This is a genomic window from uncultured Gimesia sp., from assembly GCF_963976445.1.
Classification (GTDB): Bacteria; Planctomycetota; Planctomycetia; order Planctomycetales; family Planctomycetaceae; genus Gimesia.
Window position 1 is genome coordinate 179,328 of sequence record NZ_CAXBKP010000005.1, and the last position, 17,488, is coordinate 196,815.

Consider the following 17,488-nt stretch of genomic DNA (forward strand, 5'->3'; position numbering starts at 1 on the left):
CATCCGATTAATAAACTCCGTCATCATAGTGAGGTTTAGGGAATGCACTTTATTAATACGAAAATAGTCCGGCCAGTGTTAGTAATGATTTTGTTGTTCGTCGTTACTACGACAACGAATGCGAAGGAAATCAAGCCGGATCGAGTCGAATCATCCTATGATGTTGTCGTCTATGGTGGTGCCTCGGGAGGGATTGCGGCGGCCCTTCAAGCGAAACGGATGGGAAAATCAGTGTTATTGATCGAACCGGGCAGTCATTTGGGAGGACTCTCTTCCGGTGGTCTGGGGGCGACGGATATCGGAAATAAAGCGGCCATCGGGGGTATTGCCCGCGAATTCTATCGCGCATTAGGCACGTATTACAGTCAGCCTGAATCCTGGGTCTATCAGAAAGCTGCCGAGTATAAAAGCCGCAGAAAAAAAAGTACTGAAGCAGAGATGTGGACGTTCGAACCACACGTCGCAGAGGCAACGTTTGAAAAAATGCTCGACGACGAGTCGGTGCCTGTCTTAAAACACCAGCGTCTGGATCTGAAGCAGGGGGTTCAAAAACAACAGTCACGCATCGATTCCGTCAAAATGGAAAGTGGCCTGGTGATTAAAGGTAAGATGTTCATCGATGCGACCTACGAAGGTGACCTGATGGCGGTCGCTGGCGTGTCTTACCATGTAGGACGCGAGTCGAATGCAACGTATGGTGAAACGCTAAATGGAATTCAAACTAAAAATGCCGTGTATCATCAGTTTATAAAACCCGTTGATCCGTATGTCGTTCCTGGAGATCCGAAAAGTGGTTTGTTGCCGGGAGTACAGCAGGAAGGTCCCGGCGGTGCGGATGGGGATGGCGATCATCGCGTGCAGGCTTACTGTTTTCGCATGTGTACGACCGACGTTCCGGAAAATCAGCGTGAATGGGTGAAGCCTGAAAATTATGATCCGATACATTATGAATTGTTACTGCGAAATTTTGAAGCCGGCGACCATCGTGCTCCCTGGGCGCCCAGCCTGATGCCGAACCGGAAAACCGATACGAATAATAACTTCGCGATTTCGACTGATAATATCGGCAAGAACTACGAATATCCGAACGCCGATTATCAAAAACGTGCGGAGATTATTCAGGAGCATTTAGCCTATCAGCAGGGGCTCATGTGGACGCTGGCCAATTCACCTCGGGTTCCCGCAGCAGTTCGTAAGAAGTTTCAAACCTGGAAGCCGACCAAAGATGAATTTCAGGATACGGCAGGCTGGCCGTTCCAGCTTTATATTCGCGAAGCGCGGCGGATGATTTCGGAATATGTGATGTCCGAAAAGAACTGTATGTCCGATATTGTAGCAGAAGACAGCGTTGGAATGGGGGCTTACACGATGGACTCGCATCACCAGCAGCGTTATGCCATCAATGGAAAAGCACTGAATGAAGGAGACGTTCAGGTCGGCGTGCCACACCCTTATCCGATTTCCTATCGTTCCATTCGTCCGAAAAAAGAAGAGTGCGAAAACTTGCTGGTGCCCGTTGCGATGGCTGCCTCGCATATTGCCTACGGTTCGATTCGAATGGAGCCGGTATTTATGGTGTTGGGCCAATCCGCGGCGACAGCTGCCAGCCAGGCAATTGATGCAGGCAAAGCGGTTCAGGATATTGATTATTCCCAACTGAAAAAACGGCTTTTAGAAGATAAACAGGTGCTGGCCTGGGAAGGACCGCGTCGTGTTCCTCCGATTCGCGTTGCTGCGTTAACGGGAATTGTGGTTGATGACCGTGATGCCAAATCGACGTTAGGGTGGAAAAAAAGTTCATCAGGAACCCCTTATGTTGCGTATGGATATCAGCATGACAGTGATAGCAACAAAGGACAAATGCAGATCGCTTTTTCAGCGGAGATCCCAAAGAGTGGTTTGTATGACGTCCGTGTTTATTATGCACCTAATTCCAACCGGGCCACGAATACACCCTATACCGTCAAGTATTCTGGAGGGGCCAAAACCATCAAGGTCAATCAGCGACAAAAACCGAACCAGGAGAAATTTCATCTGCTCGGACGATTTGCATTTGAAAAAGGAAAACACGAAGTTCTGGTGATTACCAATGAAGGGACCGACGGGCATGTGATTGTGGATGCCTTGCAACTGGTTCCCGTGAAAACGAACTAAAAACGTCTTGAAATTGTCTTTTACCTTTATCCGGTAAGAACGACTTAACTTCATAAGGACCACCATGCAAAACAGCATTTTTAAATGCAGTATGAGCCTGCTGATATTTACATTGGCCTGCCACCTGGGGAACACGAATCTACAGGCAGATATCTTCACATACGTTGATGAGTCTGGCAAGACTGTGACCACGGAAGCATCGCTCTATGGTTCTGGGAAATATCGCGGAGAGATGCAGCATGGCCTGATGAAACCGGACGGCTACCTGGAAATGGTGCCGCAGGGGAAAATAAAAAAACGAGTGCTCAAAGCAGAGCCTCAACCGCTAACAGTAGAGCAGATGTCAGAAGGATTATTAAAAAAATTTGGCAGTGAAAAATTTCGCTTTCATCTGCAGAAGCCATTCGTCGTGGGCGTTGTACTGGCGGCACCACTGGATGGTTCGGATAGAACAGAACTGCGCGTCAAAACGTTTCTGGAAAAAGCAGGGCGTTTTATGCATAACGTGGAAATTATCTTCGAGACCTATGCCCGAAAGATGAATATCGAACTACAGGAATATGAGTTTCCGATGGCGATGCTCATTTTCGAATCGGATGACGATTTTGAAAAATATGCCAAAGAAACCTCTTCACTGGGAGATGGTGCTGGAAATGTGCTCGCTTATTATTCTCACATTTCCAACAACCTGATTCTCAGAATGAGTGAGTGCAGCTCTTTTGAAACACCATTACACGAAGCCATCCATTTACAGACCACCAATCGCGGAGTCGTCAAGCGAATGGCGCCGGTTCCTTCCTGGTTTATGGAAGGCATCGCTACCGGTTTTGAAGGCAAGGGGGATCGGATTAACGTCAGCCCGGAACGAATCAATTCACACTATGCGCTGCTTTCCGGGATCGCAAAGTTGTTGAACTGGGGGGATGTGGTCGCATTAAACGCTGCCTTCCGGGGAAGTATTTTGTCCGGCGATGCTTACGTGCATGCCTGGGGATTGCATTGGATGCTGGTCACCCAGTATCCGAAAGAGTATGTCGAATACATTAAAAATCTTTCAGCAAAAGAGCCGTTCGAAACATCTTCACCAAAGGAGCAATACGAGGAATTTGTCGAGATTCTGAAAGTCCGACCGGAGTCGCTCCAGCTCAAGTTTAAAGTGGAACTTGTTAAGGCAATTTTGGATCAGAAAGTGAAATTGCCTGCCTTAGATGATCGTACCGTTCACCTGGAAAAACATAAACAGGAGATGGCCATTGTAAAGATGACAGCGACATCATATTCGCGGCTCGCACCACCTCGGATCGAAGGCTGGCTGCAGAATATATCTCCGTTTCGTCCGATGACGTTTCATGTCACGGTAGAGACTGATGCGGGTACGTATGCGGAGTGGTATTTACCGAAAGTGGGGATTCGTAAGAAAATCAAAATGAAGGGACAGAATGCTGATCATTTGATGCGCGGCGGCAGGGGAGGCAGCTGGAAAACGTATCATGTCGAAGTCGAATCGGCTTATCCCAATAGTGAAATTGCCAAAGAATGGGCTGCGGGGAAATTGCCTGTTCCCGTAGTTTCTCGTAGAGTACAAGCTACTCCCTCAAATTGATTTTGAAAACGAATTGAAGGTCATACGATGAAACTGTCACTTTCAGTGAGGATCGCTGAAGCTGCCTGCAAGACGAAATTAAACATTCCCTTTTCCAAAATTGCCACGATTGCCGCTGATTTGGGCTATTCTGCATTGTGCATGCGAGCCAGTGTGGCAGGCGTGCATAGTTCACAAGCAGAGCTGGAACAAGTTCGTTCCGTTGTCGATCAGGCCGGTCTGGTTGTTTCGATGGTCACCGCCGATTTTAATATTCCGCAAAATAACGACCAGGCACCTGAATCGCTCCAAAATATTGAACCCAGTCTGCATGTCGCGGAAGTTTTAGGGAGTCGCATGGTCCGGGTCTGCTTAAAAACCGAGGCCGATATTCCCCACGCACAACGGGCCGCCGATCTGGCTGCTGAGCGGGGAATGCAGTTGGTGCATCAGTTTCATCCGGCTTGTCTGTTTGAAGAAGTCGAACGGTCCGTTTCTGTTCTCAAACAAATTGATCGTCCCAATATTGGTTTGATTTATGAACCGGCAAGCCTGTTGATGTGCGGCCAGGAATACAGTGAAGCGATGATGCGGCAGATTCTGCCCTGGCTGATGAATGTTTATGTGCAAAATTTGGTGATCACCGCCGATGGGCCGGATCACCTGGAAACCTGGTGCCTGGGAGATCGTCCGTTTCAGCTCTTGCCATATTGGGACGAAAGTGGACGTGGGATTGATTATCAAAAAGTGGTTGACGGTCTCCATGCAGTCGGCTACGACGGCTTTTTTACCGTGCATCAGGCTGAAGGAATTGTGACGGCTGATGACGCCCGCGCGTATGCGGTGCAGTGTAAAGAATGGGTTCAGTCACTTTGTCCATGAGTGGTACAAGCAATTTAATGAAAAAAGCATTCGTTGTCAGTTTTGAGCAACTTCCCGCCTGCATGTTGGGTTGTTATGGGCATCAGTGGATTGAAACTCCTAATTTCGATCGTCTGGCTTCCCTTTCCGTCGTCTTTGATCAGCACTTTGCGAATGATCTTTCAGCACAAAATTCATGTCCCTGGTGGACCGGTCAAACGATTCCCAGCGCCTTCGAAACACAGGCAAATGAGAATGCCGCGGCTCTCTTCAGGCATCTAAAAAAACAGGGGGTTCAATCTACCTTGCTGCTGGAGTCAGACAGCGAAGCCGGACGAAATGCAGGCACCCGAGCGCAGGAAACGTGGTTCGAACAGTTCGATCAGGTAGAGACGGTGACAGGCCAAAACGGATTTAAAGTCAGTGAGGCGAACACACCCATTGCACAACTGATGGAAGCCGCCCTGAAGCGACTGCCGGAATGGATGGAACGCTCCGAGGACCAACTGATCTGGATTCGGTCTGAAGGCGTCCCACTGCTGCCTCTCGCACCGGAATTTTTCTCGACCCTTTATCTGGATGAAGTCCTTGATCAGGGAGACAGCGATGACGAGCTCGAAGCACAAGCTTCAGAGGGTCTCGATCAGTTCGACGCAGATCTTGTAGACGCAGATGAGAGTTCAGAGGTGGACCTCGATGCAGAAGACTGGCAGGAATTGGTAACCGTTGTCGCGGAATTATTTATCAATCCTGAAGAGTGGTCTGAGCTGGAAGAACATGAACGTCAGATGGCACGCGTCGTGTATGCCGGGTATGTCACGCTGCTGGATCAATGGTTTGGACGTCTGCTGGATCAACTTCTGGAGTATGCAGAATCACAGTCTGTTCTGTTAATTGTGACCGCAGCTCGAGGCGGAACGGAACTACTGGGACCTGTCAGACAAGTGGAAAGCTGGGGTTTGTTTGAAGAAACGACGCACGTTCCGCTATTGATCTTCGATTCAGAGAATAAGGAGCAGGGGACACGCCGGCAATTCCTGTCGCAGTCGGCAGATATTCCTGTGTCGCTCTTATCATGGTCGGGCATCCCGCAAGAAAAAATTACCTGTGCTGGTACGGATTTACTCACATTGATCCGCGATCAGACTGCGATTCCGGAGCCCGTGATTTATGCCGCCAGTGATCGGGCGATTGCATTACGGACGGACGAATTTTATTATCTCAGGTTACGAGAAAACCAGGAGACTCTTGATTCCACAGAGCCGCCGTTTTTGGATGAGTCGTTGAAAATACAACTCTATCAAAAACCGTCTGATCGTTGGGACGTCTATGAACTACACTCGCAATTACCTGAAATCGTAGCACAGTTGACTGCGCTGCTGGATGAAAAAGAATAGAATAACATGATGAAAATTTATCATAATCCCCGTTGTGGTAAGAGCAGGCAAACGCTGGCCTTGATTGAAGAGGCGGGCATTCAACCCGAGGTGATCGAATACCTGAAGACGCCACCCACGGCTGAGGAACTGGATTCCATTCTGAAAAAGTTAAAACTGGAACCAGGTGATTTGATGCGGAAAGGCGAAGACATTTATCGCGAACTGAAACTGAAAGAACGCGAACTGACTCGCCAAGAGGCCATCGCGATTATGGTAGAACATCCAAAATTGATTGAACGTCCTATTGTGATCAAAGGGCAACAGGCAGTTCTTGGCCGACCTCCCGAGAATGTGAATTCACTGCTCTAAGCAGAAGTGGATCGGATTCTAAATGGAGATCCTATTTTAGACGTGTTCCAAATAGCCCCGAAGACGCTACAGCAAACCGGGAATACCGGCTAATTTTGAACTGCATTCACGGTTGGTATGATGGGCGATGACATGTTACGCCCGACCAGCAGGCCGATGGAGAATGTCAGTGCAGCAAACGTGATCAGGATAATGATCCAGGTGCCCGTTGGCAGCTCGTATCTGGCAGAGCGTTTCAAACGGCTCTTCTTTTTTTCCGCCAGGACGTCCGAGGCACGTTTTTGGGCGAGACTGGCCAGGGTTGATAATTCTTCTTCGTGGTTAAACTCTGTCTGGTTTGCTGGCTCGACTGGCAACTGGCTTACTGGTACCACTGGAGTTTCAAGATGTTGAGGATTCTCTGATTCCACCTGTTGTGGGGCGACAACCGGACTGAATGATTTGACGGGAATTGCTTTAAATGCCTCTTCCTGGGAAGACTGCATCTGAGGTGCAGGACTCACAGGGGCAGCGGGTTGCAGGTTTAATTCTGATTCCACATGCTGCTGTTTATCAAGAGTGACATTTGCGCCGATGGCCGCCAGTTCATCCAGGGCGTTCGTCAGCACGGCATCTTTCAGATCCAGTTTCGGCTGCGGAATCGGAGCAACCTGCCCATCCAGACCAGGAACCCGCACGGACAAACCGCAGGTCGGGCAGTCGACAACCTCTCCTGCTTTGGAACGAGAGATTCCCATCAACTGATCACAATGTTGACATCGAAATTTGATAGGCATGCTGCAATTTCTTTGATACGTCTTTGTTAATTTGCTGATTGTGTCGCAGAGGGATCGATTGTCTCACCACTGCTCCACACAGTTGCAGTTCTATTAGTAACGGCAGGAATCGGGCTTGTCTACCAGTTTTTCCCATCTTACGGATAAGTGATTACCCACAAATGTGACAGAAATGCGTATTCTATATTAGATGAGGGGATATTAAATGCTCTTTTACCTGTTATAATCATAGACAGTCAATTGTACAGAATAAATCCATGAACTGAAACAAATTCAAAAGTTCAAGTTAGAGAACGAGTTAAAGCAAGAGGTTTTTTTGTGGACGTAGAGGAATTCCTGAAACGAGATGTGAATCGCCGTCAATTCCTGGATCGGAGTGCGCGAAATGCTGCTGGCATGGCCGCGGGAATGGCTGCCGGAGTAGTTGGCTTGGCCAGCGACATGGCAGTGGCTGAAACGTCGCCAAACGAACGCGTTGTTTTGGCCGGCATTGGGGTCCGGGGGCAGGGAAAGTTTCTGACATCCAGCATGGCCGGTTTTTCTGATGTGCGTTTCAAAACGATCTGTGACGTGGATGAGTCCGTCGCGCCGGCTGCTGTGAAAGCGATTGAAAAAGGCCAGGGAGTTGCACCGCAATTTGTTACCGATTTTCGTCGTGTTCTGGACGATCCGGAAATTGATGGCGTTGTCATTGCTACGCCCGATCATTGGCATGCTTTGATGTCGATTATGGCGTGTCAGGCCGGTAAAGATGTCTATGTGGAAAAACCGGTCTCACACAATCTGACGGAAGGACTGAAGATTGTCGAAGCCGCCAGAAAGTATCAGCGTGTGGTGCAATCTGGAATCCATCAACGGAGTGGGGCTCATTTTCAATCAGCCGTTGACTTCGTACGGAGCGGAAAACTGGGTGAGGTCAAACTGGCTAAAGCCTGGATTATTCATCGACGAAAATCGATCGGGAAAAAGAAAAACGCAGCAGTTCCACCGGGCGTGAATTATGATCTCTGGCTGGGACCCGCCGCCAGTCGTCCGTTTAATCCCAATCGATTCCATTATAACTGGCATTGGTTCTGGGATTATGGGACGGGCGAAATGGGAAACTGGGGTGTGCATATGCTGGATATTGCACGTTGGGGCCTTGATGTCGATCTGCCAGAGCGGATCTCTGCCTCAGGCGGAAAATATTTCTTCGACGATGATCAGGAAACGCCGGATACCCAGGTGGTTCAATATAATTATCCAGGAAAAACCATCGTCTGGGAGCATCGACTCTGGAGCACACATGGCATGGAAGGTCGTAATGCTGCCGCCGCTTTTTATGGTGACAAAGGAACGCTGATTGTCGACCGAGGAGGCTGGAAAGTTTACGACCAGAAAGAGGCGGCCACTTCCGGAACCAGCGATCAGGCATCGACTCACCACCGCAACTTTATTGACTGCATCAAAACCCGCAACAAGCCGACGTCCGATATCGAAATCGGTCATACTTCCAGTGCATTATGTCACTTAGGGAATTTAGCGTACCGGGCCGGTCAGGAGATTCAATTCGACACAAAACAAAACCGCGTGGTTGGAAATGAGCAGGCAAATGCATTGCTGGGACGCGAATACCGACAGGCCTGGGAACTGCCTCAGCTTTAAATGAAATTCGTTAAGTTATCAATAAAAACGTCCTGGCAGTGAGATGACTGCCAGGACGTTTTTTTAATTGAGTTCCCATGATCAAGGTGATTATTGTGGAGGACCCACCTGTTGGAACAGGTCTGTTGTGCTATTCAGACTGTCGCTTCCGCCGGAGTGGAAGAAGTCGGAGAGTTCCACAATCGCCGGTCCCAGTAGAAAGATATAAATGGCCGGCATCAGACAGAATACTGTAGGAAACAGCAATTTGAATGTTGCCTTATTGGCTTTTTCATCTGCCCGTTGTGACAGGCTTTCCCGCATGTTATCACTGTATTCCTGTAATGCCGACGTTACATTGGTTCCCATTTGATCGGTTTGAATCAACAACGAGGCAAAGGAATGCACTTCAGGTACATCAATCCGGTTACTGAAATTCGAAAGCGCCTGCGAAAACGTTCCGATTGAAGATTGTTCAATCACGATGCGAATTTCTTGCGCTAAAGCCGGATAAACTTTTGCCAGTTCAGTGATGATTTTCTTTAAGGCACGCGGAACAGTCATCCCCTGCGAGACGCACATATTCAGCATGTCTAACATGTCAGGAATCCCCTGTTCGATTTCACTTCTTCGGTCAGATGCTTGACTTGTAATAAACAGAAAGGGAACCGCCCAGACCAGAATCGGTACCAGAATCATCGAAATCAGGATCGGGATTTCGAAGCGTTCCGGCGCAAGAATTAAAATCATACCAAAGAACAGCAGAGTCCCCAGAATCGACAGATAGCGAATTGCTGAAAAGTTCTGTAGTGCGTGTGGTTGATAATATCCGGCTGCCTGGAGTTCTTTTTTAGTTTGCACACGTCGGGTTTTCGACTCCGGCATCATTTCAGACAGAGCCGGGGTCGCCGAACCGAAAACATAATCATCGGTTCCCATTGTCGGAACATCGCCTGCTTCAATCTGAGGCAATTTTTCTGCGGCTTGTTTGTTTGCCGCATTTCCTACAGAGAACAGTTGTCGGTTTTCCCATGAAGCGGGAGTCGAAACTGATGAGGAGACGGAATGTTCCAGTGAAACCGTTTCCTTTTCTGGTTCAACGTGTTTTTCTTCGTGCTCGACGGTAGTCATGTTTCGCTTACGAATGATGCGATACAACATCCACAGAACGATAATACCACAGGCGGCATAAAAAATTGTAATTGTTGTTGGTGTAAACATAAGGTTGCCCTCGCCAAATTATGGCAGGTCTGAGTTGTTTTCTTATTGGATCAGGTACGTTGGCTTGTTTTCAAAACTCGCAGAACCCACAAAGATCCAATAACTTGTAATGCAATAGCCGTAAAAGTCGCAGCCCGTCCCCACGATGAAGCCATCAAGGTCGTTAAATACGTAGGGTCGCGTAAGATGAAGAATCCCAGAATCAAAGGGGGGAGTAAAATCATCAGTACTGCAGTCGCACGGCTACCTGCAGTAGCGGTACGCAGGCGACCTAAAAATAACATACGGTCACGAATTGTTCGTGCCAGTCGTTCGAGCACTTTCACCAGGTCTCCCCCGGTTTCCTGATGCACAATCAAGGCCATCGAGAGAATGTTCAAACTGGCAACGCCCGTCCGTTCATAAAGTCCGTCCAGAGCTGCCTTCATGGAAACACCCATTTCCAGACGTCGGGCAGATTCCTTGAGTTCGTCTCCCAACGGGGCAGGCGTCTTTTCTGCCACACTGATGAAACAGTGTGTCAAGCTGCGGCCTGTCTTGGCGGCACGCGCCAATTCGTCGATCATATCGGAAAGTTGTTCGTTGATTCGATTCTGGCGTCGACTGCGCAGGAAAATCAGATAACCAATCGGAGCCATCCCCCCCAGCATGAAGGACAGCGATGTCGAGAGGAAATTTTCCTGCAGAACGAAAATCAGACCACCGAGCAGGGTCGCACTCATCAGGCAGAAAAACAGTATCACTCCCGGATTCGCGTCGACTCCGGAATGGATGATCAATTCATCGAATCCACCATTCACACGGTTACTGATCTGTTTTGAATCAGAAACAGCATATCTATTTCGATCCCGCAGGATTTCCGAAAAATCATCTGCAGAATTCAGCGTATTAATTGTGGCGTCTGTGGCCATTATTCAATCTCCTGTCCATCCTGCTTATCAGATTGACGGTCCGTTAGCTCTAATTCACGGGCATGAAACAGATCATCGCAGTCATTAAAGTTAGTTTGTGTTAACCAGTTCATCGCAACAGGTTTATGCCCGGTTGCATAAAAGGCACCGTTCACATGACCATCCGGATCAACACTGGTAATTCGAAAGACGAACAGGTCTTCCACCATATATTCACCGTTCTGGAAACCGATCAATTCTGAAATACGCATCACTTTTCGCTCACCATTGGGAAGACGTGTGATGTGAACCAGCAAGTGGACGGCCGAAGCGATATACCGCCGGGCGATTGTGTTCGGAAGTTCCGCACCCGAAAGGGCGATCATCAATTCCAGTCGGTCCAATGCGTCACGGGTATCGTTGGCGTGGACAGTACTCATCGAACCATCGTGCCCCGTGTTCATGGCTTGCAGCATTTCCAATACTTCGCCGCCGCGAGATTCGCCGACGATAATTCGGTCCGGCCGCATTCGCAGACTGTTTTTCAACAAATCGCGTTGATTGATTTCTCCCTGGCCTTCAATGTTGGATGGTCTGGCTTCCAGTGACACTACGTCGGGTTGCTGGAGTTGTAATTCCGAGGTTTGTTCAATCGTGACAATTCGTTCTTTACTTGAAATGTAACGACTGAGGTTATTCAACAATGTCGTTTTACCGGCACCGGTACCACCACTGATCAAGATGTTGAGTCGTCCATTAACTGCCATTTCCAGGAATTTTGCCATGTCGGGTGCCAATGATCCCATCTGTACCATGTCATCGAACAACAGAGCCTGTGATCGAAAACGACGAATGGAAAGGGTGGGGCCTTTCAGAGCCAACGGCGGAATCACAGCGTTGAGACGTGAACCATCGGGAAGCTTGGCATCGACCATCGGAGAGACTTCGTCAATACGTCGGCCTGCACGCCCGACGAGCCGATGGATCAACTGGATCAAATGCTCGTCATCGGCAAAACGGATGTCGGTTTCTTCCAGCACCCCGTTCCGTTCGACGAAAACTCGGTCGGCACCATTCACCAGCACATCGCTGATTTCAGGGTCACTCATTAAAGGTTCCAGTGGACCAAAGCCGTAGATCTCGTCCAGGATTTCACGAACCATGACCTCACGGTTCTGCTGGTCGAGGGCGATCTCCTGTTGCATACAGAGATGTTCAGCCAGCCCGCGCAGTTTTCCACGTAGATCTTCTTCCGGCAGTTCGCCTGCTTTGGAAAAGTCAATCGCATCAACCATCTGATGATGCAGTTGCGTTTTTAACCTCTGGAAGGCTTTTTTTGCATCAACGGTTGAATTGGGAACTCTGGTTTCGTTTTGTAATACCATGTTTCATCTCCGCCCTATTGGGTCAGATAAAGCTTGTAAATGTATTTGTTTGTACTTTGTTTTTTGTCGTCTGCCGATGGTTTCGAATTCAACGCAGATGTGTTTTCTGTGTCCGTAGTTGGTTTTGGTTTCGCCAGCACGACCGCCCGTGAGGTAATGACTCCGGGCTGTAAGATGATTTCACATGTCTGATTCTCAAGTCGTTGGACGTCCATGATCCGCCCCGCTACGATCTTGGTGCAGTCTGCTATGCCGTTATATGATCTCGGTGTGGCGTTTATCTTGTCATACAGAAAACAGATACGGCACTGACCCAGCATGTCTTTAAATGCGTCCTGTTCATCATTTTCAATATTCGGGCTGCATTTGATTTGAACGGGTTGCGAATCAAACAGTAATTCGCCGTGATATTGTTTCAGGTCCTGTTTAGACAGCCCAGATAAAATCTGCCGCACAACTACCTCGGAATTGAACTGTGAGTCAAAATCGAGGATTTGCATGTTGGCATCAGAAATTTCTCCCCGTCGTGGCTTACCAGTCAGCTTGATTTCCGGAATCCCATCCGTACCGCGAGTGACTTTGCCAGTTGCCGGATCGAATTGATATTCATCGTTCCCTTTTTTCTGAACGATCTGGAGTTCCCAGGTTTCAGTGTGCTTTCCTGTAGGGTCATCTTTCAGAATTGCCAGAGGAAATGCGGGAACCGCAACATTCTCAAAAGGACGAATGCCGACGACGTGATTATCGAGCGAGGCTTCGATCTGTGTTCCTGGAGATCCCAGATTGGTCCGGGTGACTTCAGACAATAGTTCTGCGATAGGGTTATTGAGTCGGCTTGTGTGATCTGTTTTGATTTGCACGCTCAGCGGCTCATGATCGGTTTGTAAGAATCGTCTTTCACCGGTCTCAGCCAAGGGGACTGTTTTCCCAAACAGGAGATTATCACCTGTTGTCAGTTGAATACCGATATGCTGTCCTGCGACCGTATTCAGTTTCAGCGCACGATTGGCCGATGTTTCTGCCCGCTCCATGAGCTTGTTGTAATCCGGTTTTTCCTTGAGTAATTCATCCGCTGCCAGTTCGTGACCTGCTGCTAAAACCGCCGTTTCAACACACGTAGTGACTTCCAAAGTTGCGGCATCCAGCCAGAGTCGATTTACAATCAATGCGATCCCTGCCATGACAACCAGCAGCACTATCGCGGCGAGAGGAGTGATAAGTCCTCGTCGACCGACGTGCTGTGGTTTCGTGATCTGGGTTCGCTGGTAACGTTTCATGGCAGTGAATTTCGGTAATCGTCTCTTTTAGAAATACGGCAGAATTACAGGAAGTGGGTACTGATTCTGTGATCTGTTAACGCCCCGTTGGTCGGTTCTGTGTATAAGAACGTGCCAAGGGGCCTTGCTGCGGATCAGGAAAACTCTGTCTATTCGGAGTACTTTGTGGACTGCTCTGTGCAGAAGGTCCTGCTGCACCGGGAGCACCAGGTGCCTGGCGAATCGGAGCACTGATGGAACCACTGTCACTGTCAGTACCGCCACCTCCCCAGTTAGGATTGAGATATCCGCCTGAGTTGAAGGCACGGTTGCCACCACGATTGAAATTGTTATAGTCGCCAAGCCGAACGCCATTCTTGTCGAACTGGTTAACGCTGCGACTGGAACCGTAATAGCCTTCTACTACAAAGGGTTTGGGAGGTTCTTCCTCTTTTGGTTTTACCGGTGTTTTTAATCCCAGAATTTCAAACAGGGTTACTTTGTCGGCATTGTTGGTTGCGACGCCTCCATTCCCTTTACCTTCGGGAGTATAGCTCATGGTGATATCACCACGATCACGGGCGAGAATCATAATGTTGGCCTGTTCCGGTGTTAATTCGAGAGTCACATTGGTGCCTCGTCGGGAACTGCTGTTTTGTGTGTAGCTACGGTTAATGGCGATGACGCGAACACCTTTGAACAGGGTCAACGTCATTCCGCCATTCAAGCGTTTGTCATTGTTCATGCCGGTAGGGGTCATGTGGACGTCGACATATTCACCCGGTTTAATCAATCCATCAACCAGGTCGACCGATGATTCAAGCGGGACTGAGATGGCGCGCATTCCTGGCTCAACCTCAATCGGTGGCGTCTCACCAGCCGGATAGAGTTGACCGGTCGAAATCGGAGTCGCAGCCGGAATGCGTTCTTTAACGATTCGGCCGACAATGACACGATTCGACGTCATCATTTCCGGTTTCAAATTCTTGATCGCGATTGGTCCCAATCCCAGGTGGTCTTCGGTCACCAGGGTACCTGGCTCCAATTCACTAATCGCCATGGGAATGTTTCGTGTTGCAACCGGCGGTACTTCTTCTTTTCCCGCCAATAATCTTTTTCCGATATAAGCTGCAATCAGTATGCCGAAGACGCCAAACATCAACATTGATACTTTTGCAGGGGTCAGACTTTTCACCGGATCAATCTCCCGTAACTTGATGAAGCAAGGGTTCTACCCGACTTCCAACATTCCCTCCTGTTAACTCGTCGGAGGGCTACACGATTATTTCCAAATCAAACCAGTTGAAATTTACTCTTTAATCATTCTGGTTTCAGAGTACAAATTTTGTCCTTTGATGTTATATCCAATGGGCCAGAGCAGATTGGGGGAAGCCAACGTCATGGGAATGCTGACAGCAACCATGACAATATCTCCCGAATTTTCTCCCAGATCAGCTTTCACGACGGCCCCTTGTCCCAGTTGGGGAGGCAGGATTTTCAATACTTCCTGTTCCACATTATTCTGGGTTACACCCGGTAGTGTTGCCAGGCGAGCACCAATCCGGCTGGCCTCGACAACATCGGCGCGTGCATAAAACAAGAGTGTGAACTCTAAAAGTGCGAACATAACAATACCGAAAATCGGTAAGACCAGGGCCAGTTCCATGCTCAGGAATCCCCTGCGTTTTGCTCGTTTCTGTTTTTTCTGAATTCGTTTTATATTCACAGCAGAAAGACTTTCATCGATTTCCTGGTACTATGAGTTTCTGTAGACAGCGATTACGGCAGTACGATTGATTTAACCAGCATCCATGTGGTCACACTCCACGTCGCCAATACCACGGGAAGTGCAAACGGCATCAGGCCTCGCTTCTGTTTTTGTTCCATGGTTTCCGCTTTGTTTTTATTCTTCTTGCCTTTTACTGTCTTACCAGTAGCCAGATATGTTTCTTTGGTTTTCCTTGCCCCGCGTCTCACGACACTCCAGAACAGAATTACAAATGATCCAACCAGTACAAACAGCGTGCCCACAATCATGACAGCCAGTGTGGCTTTAAAGCCCAGCCAGATAGATAAGGCCCCCATCATTTTGACGTCTCCCGCTGCGCCACTGCCTGCCAGCCAGATCAGGAAAAATGAGCCGAATCCAGCCAGGAAACCCAGACCTCCATACATCAGGCCTTCCCAGCCATTAAAAACGGACTGATAAACAATCCCTAAAACAAAGAAGGGGACTGTCAGGACGTTATAGATTTTTCTGGCTTTGTAATCTGTAATGGCAGCGATGACCGTAAAGATCCCTACGCTAATCGCCATGATATAGAGTGAGAGCTGTGTGAGCGGAAAATCCATTTGTTATCTCTTCAATCAATTTGTCTAGTTAGGAAAATTCTACCGAACAAGGCAGATAAGGTTCTTAGAAAAACAATAATGAACCTGATACTTGGTGTTGAAAATATACCTCATGTTTCCAACCTGATACTTCCAATCTGAAAAAAATCCACACCTTGACTGGCTTCACTGTTTTGAATAAGCAACATCGATCACTGTGATTGATAGAGTTGTTATTATGCTTTGGATACATAGAATCCCGAAAGCCGCTATAATCTGGCTGCAGTTGAATTTGCTGCGATGTGCTGAGCTGTGTTCCGGGAACGTTCCCTATGGATTGCACGTGGGCGTCCCTGCGCAACTGCCTACTATTACTGAGAGTCTGATGCCTCGCAGGCAGAAAACCGTTGGCGTTGCAGTTGTCAGTAAGACAATAAAAGAATAATGAATTCAGGACGTTGACGGTTCACGAGCCGCGACAGGATTCATAGAATGGGTTTAATTCGATTATTCAGCATAATTATGATAGGCGGACGAACTTCCGAGGATTTTCTCTGGTTCCAGGTCCCCTTGCCAAAATGATTTTCTGAATCTGATTTAAATGCTCAGAAGACTGAGTCTGAAATGTGTTTCATGGAAGGTTAAACATTGAATTCCACTGAGTTGATTGACGCCGCCGAAACTGCTGCGCGACTAGGGGCAAAATGCCTGTTGGATTGGGTTGATGAGTTTCGTGTCTCTGAAAAAGGACGATCTGATCTGGTGACAGACGCTGATTTTGCGTCGCAGTCCGCAATTGTAAAGCACATTAGCGAGCTATTCCCCGCGCATCATATGCTGGGTGAAGAAGGTTTGGCCCAAGAAGAGGGGGAATCAGACTATCGCTGGGTTATCGATCCTCTGGATGGTACTTCAAATTATGTACATGGTTTTCCCTATTATTGTGTTTCGATTGGATTAGAGCACGAGGGTGAGCTGATACTGGGTGTTGTATACGATCCAAATCGTGATGAGATGTTCTCAGCCTTTCGTGGGCAGGGAGCGCAGTTGAACGGAAAACCCATTACGACTTCCCGTATCCCGACTCTGGATCAGGCAATGTTAGTCGCCAGTTTGCCCGTTGGTACAACAGGCCAGGATATTGCCGTTGACCGATTCTTGCGGGTCTTGCCCGAAGCACAGACACTGCAGAGGACGGGGTCGGCAGCGCTCAATCTGTGCTACGTTTCAGTAGGACGAATTGAGGGATATTGGTCCAGTAATTTAAAACCCTGGGACATGGCAGCCGGAGTCCTCATTTGCAGAGAGGCGGGAGGGGCGGTGACATCCATTGAAGATGCCTCATTTTCAATTGAAACGCCCAGTATATTGGCAACAAATGGAACAAATATTCATTCAGAATTGCAAACGTTGTTAACCGGACCGCTTTTTTAGTCAGCTTTGAAATTCCTTCTTTAATGTGCCCGAAAAGCGACGTATGATATAGGGACCCAAATGCATTCTTTTTGTATGCAGTGTTGATACGCGTGAACACTGTTTGTGGAATGTGTTTCGATCAGGCAAGTGGAAGAATTCCTCAGTTGTGGAACCGATTTAGCTCCTTCCAGGTCAATGAGTTAAATTGATTTCAAGTTTTCCGGTTCCCGCAATATGGGATCAAA

Annotated in this window: 15 protein-coding genes; 7 read left to right on the top strand and 8 right to left on the bottom strand. The window is 48.3% G+C overall.

Features of this window, described 5'->3' with window-relative positions; translation table 11 throughout:
* The first annotated feature begins 84 nt into the window (after positions 1 to 84).
* The 5 genes from AAC022_RS07915 (at position 85) to arsC (ending at position 6,345) form a co-directional block, all read left to right on the top strand.
* On the top strand, positions 85 to 2,154 hold the full coding sequence (locus AAC022_RS07915) for an FAD-dependent oxidoreductase (protein ID WP_339729835.1): 2,070 nt from the start codon (positions 85 to 87) through the stop codon (positions 2,152 to 2,154).
* Between the two features lie 64 nt (positions 2,155 to 2,218).
* Positions 2,219 to 3,757: a DUF1570 domain-containing protein gene (locus AAC022_RS07920; RefSeq protein ID WP_339729838.1), complete on the top strand. Its 1,539-nt coding sequence runs from the start codon at positions 2,219 to 2,221 to the stop codon at positions 3,755 to 3,757.
* A gap of 27 nt (positions 3,758 to 3,784) precedes the next feature.
* Positions 3,785 to 4,618 (top strand): TIM barrel protein, encoded by an 834-nt coding sequence (locus tag AAC022_RS07925; protein WP_339729841.1) that lies wholly within the window; start codon positions 3,785 to 3,787, stop codon positions 4,616 to 4,618.
* A 17-nt stretch (positions 4,619 to 4,635) separates the two neighbouring features.
* Entirely contained in the window at positions 4,636 to 5,994 is a 1,359-nt protein-coding gene (locus AAC022_RS07930; protein ID WP_339729844.1) for a sulfatase-like hydrolase/transferase, read from the top strand.
* Between the two features lie 6 nt (positions 5,995 to 6,000).
* Entirely contained in the window at positions 6,001 to 6,345 is a 345-nt protein-coding gene (gene arsC, locus AAC022_RS07935; RefSeq protein WP_339729848.1) for an arsenate reductase (glutaredoxin), read from the top strand.
* An 89-nt stretch (positions 6,346 to 6,434) separates the two neighbouring features.
* Here arsC and AAC022_RS07940 read toward each other — a convergent pair whose 3' ends face one another.
* Complete coding sequence (locus AAC022_RS07940; RefSeq protein WP_339729851.1) at positions 6,435 to 7,121, bottom strand: hypothetical protein; 687 nt, start codon at positions 7,119 to 7,121, stop codon at positions 6,435 to 6,437.
* A 318-nt stretch (positions 7,122 to 7,439) separates the two neighbouring features.
* On the opposite strand from AAC022_RS07940, the gene AAC022_RS07945 reads away from it, so the two are divergent.
* Positions 7,440 to 8,765, top strand: a complete 1,326-nt coding sequence (locus AAC022_RS07945; RefSeq protein WP_339729853.1) for a Gfo/Idh/MocA family oxidoreductase — start codon at positions 7,440 to 7,442, stop codon at positions 8,763 to 8,765.
* A 90-nt stretch (positions 8,766 to 8,855) separates the two neighbouring features.
* Here AAC022_RS07945 and AAC022_RS07950 read toward each other — a convergent pair whose 3' ends face one another.
* From AAC022_RS07950 to AAC022_RS07980, 7 genes are all read right to left on the bottom strand, one after another.
* Complete coding sequence (locus AAC022_RS07950; protein WP_339729856.1) at positions 8,856 to 9,965, bottom strand: type II secretion system F family protein; 1,110 nt, start codon at positions 9,963 to 9,965, stop codon at positions 8,856 to 8,858.
* 50 nt (positions 9,966 to 10,015) lie between these two features.
* Positions 10,016 to 10,876, bottom strand: coding sequence for a type II secretion system F family protein (locus tag AAC022_RS07955; RefSeq protein WP_339729859.1), 861 nt, complete (start codon positions 10,874 to 10,876; stop codon positions 10,016 to 10,018).
* On the bottom strand, positions 10,876 to 12,240 hold the full coding sequence (locus tag AAC022_RS07960) for a CpaF family protein (RefSeq protein WP_339729862.1): 1,365 nt from the start codon (positions 12,238 to 12,240) through the stop codon (positions 10,876 to 10,878). Before AAC022_RS07960 ends, AAC022_RS07955 begins: the two co-directional genes overlap by 1 nt.
* 14 nt (positions 12,241 to 12,254) lie before the next feature.
* On the bottom strand, positions 12,255 to 13,517 hold the full coding sequence (locus AAC022_RS07965) for a hypothetical protein (protein ID WP_339729866.1): 1,263 nt from the start codon (positions 13,515 to 13,517) through the stop codon (positions 12,255 to 12,257).
* Between the two features lie 76 nt (positions 13,518 to 13,593).
* A complete protein-coding gene (gene cpaB, locus AAC022_RS07970) occupies positions 13,594 to 14,691 on the bottom strand; it encodes a Flp pilus assembly protein CpaB (RefSeq protein WP_339729869.1) in 1,098 nt (365 codons plus the stop codon).
* A 114-nt stretch (positions 14,692 to 14,805) separates the two neighbouring features.
* Entirely contained in the window at positions 14,806 to 15,162 is a 357-nt protein-coding gene (locus AAC022_RS07975) for a TadE family protein (RefSeq protein WP_339729873.1), read from the bottom strand.
* A 113-nt stretch (positions 15,163 to 15,275) separates the two neighbouring features.
* Complete coding sequence (locus AAC022_RS07980; RefSeq protein WP_339729876.1) at positions 15,276 to 15,848, bottom strand: A24 family peptidase; 573 nt, start codon at positions 15,846 to 15,848, stop codon at positions 15,276 to 15,278.
* A gap of 627 nt (positions 15,849 to 16,475) precedes the next feature.
* On the opposite strand from AAC022_RS07980, the gene AAC022_RS07985 reads away from it, so the two are divergent.
* Complete coding sequence (locus AAC022_RS07985) at positions 16,476 to 17,261, top strand: inositol monophosphatase family protein (protein ID WP_339729879.1); 786 nt, start codon at positions 16,476 to 16,478, stop codon at positions 17,259 to 17,261.
* Positions 17,262 to 17,488: the final 227 nt, after the last annotated feature.

Bases quoted from the DNA above. Each gene is read 5' to 3' on its own strand.
- AAC022_RS07960 (WP_339729862.1), bottom strand. From the start codon at position 12,240: ATGGTATTACAAAACGAAACCAGAGTTCCCAATTCAACCGTTGATGCA.
- AAC022_RS07920 (WP_339729838.1), top strand. From the start codon at position 2,219: ATGCAAAACAGCATTTTTAAATGCAGTATGAGCCTGCTGATATTTACA.
- AAC022_RS07930 (WP_339729844.1), top strand. From the start codon at position 4,636: ATGAAAAAAGCATTCGTTGTCAGTTTTGAGCAACTTCCCGCCTGCATG.
- AAC022_RS07955 (WP_339729859.1), bottom strand. From the start codon at position 10,876: ATGGCCACAGACGCCACAATTAATACGCTGAATTCTGCAGATGATTTT.
- arsC (WP_339729848.1), top strand. From the start codon at position 6,001: ATGATGAAAATTTATCATAATCCCCGTTGTGGTAAGAGCAGGCAAACG.
- AAC022_RS07965 (WP_339729866.1), bottom strand. From the start codon at position 13,517: ATGAAACGTTACCAGCGAACCCAGATCACGAAACCACAGCACGTCGGT.
- AAC022_RS07975 (WP_339729873.1), bottom strand. From the start codon at position 15,162: ATGGAACTGGCCCTGGTCTTACCGATTTTCGGTATTGTTATGTTCGCA.
- AAC022_RS07950 (WP_339729856.1), bottom strand. From the start codon at position 9,965: ATGTTTACACCAACAACAATTACAATTTTTTATGCCGCCTGTGGTATT.
- AAC022_RS07925 (WP_339729841.1), top strand. From the start codon at position 3,785: ATGAAACTGTCACTTTCAGTGAGGATCGCTGAAGCTGCCTGCAAGACG.
- AAC022_RS07915 (WP_339729835.1), top strand. From the start codon at position 85: ATGATTTTGTTGTTCGTCGTTACTACGACAACGAATGCGAAGGAAATC.
- AAC022_RS07980 (WP_339729876.1), bottom strand. From the start codon at position 15,848: ATGGATTTTCCGCTCACACAGCTCTCACTCTATATCATGGCGATTAGC.
- AAC022_RS07940 (WP_339729851.1), bottom strand. From the start codon at position 7,121: ATGCCTATCAAATTTCGATGTCAACATTGTGATCAGTTGATGGGAATC.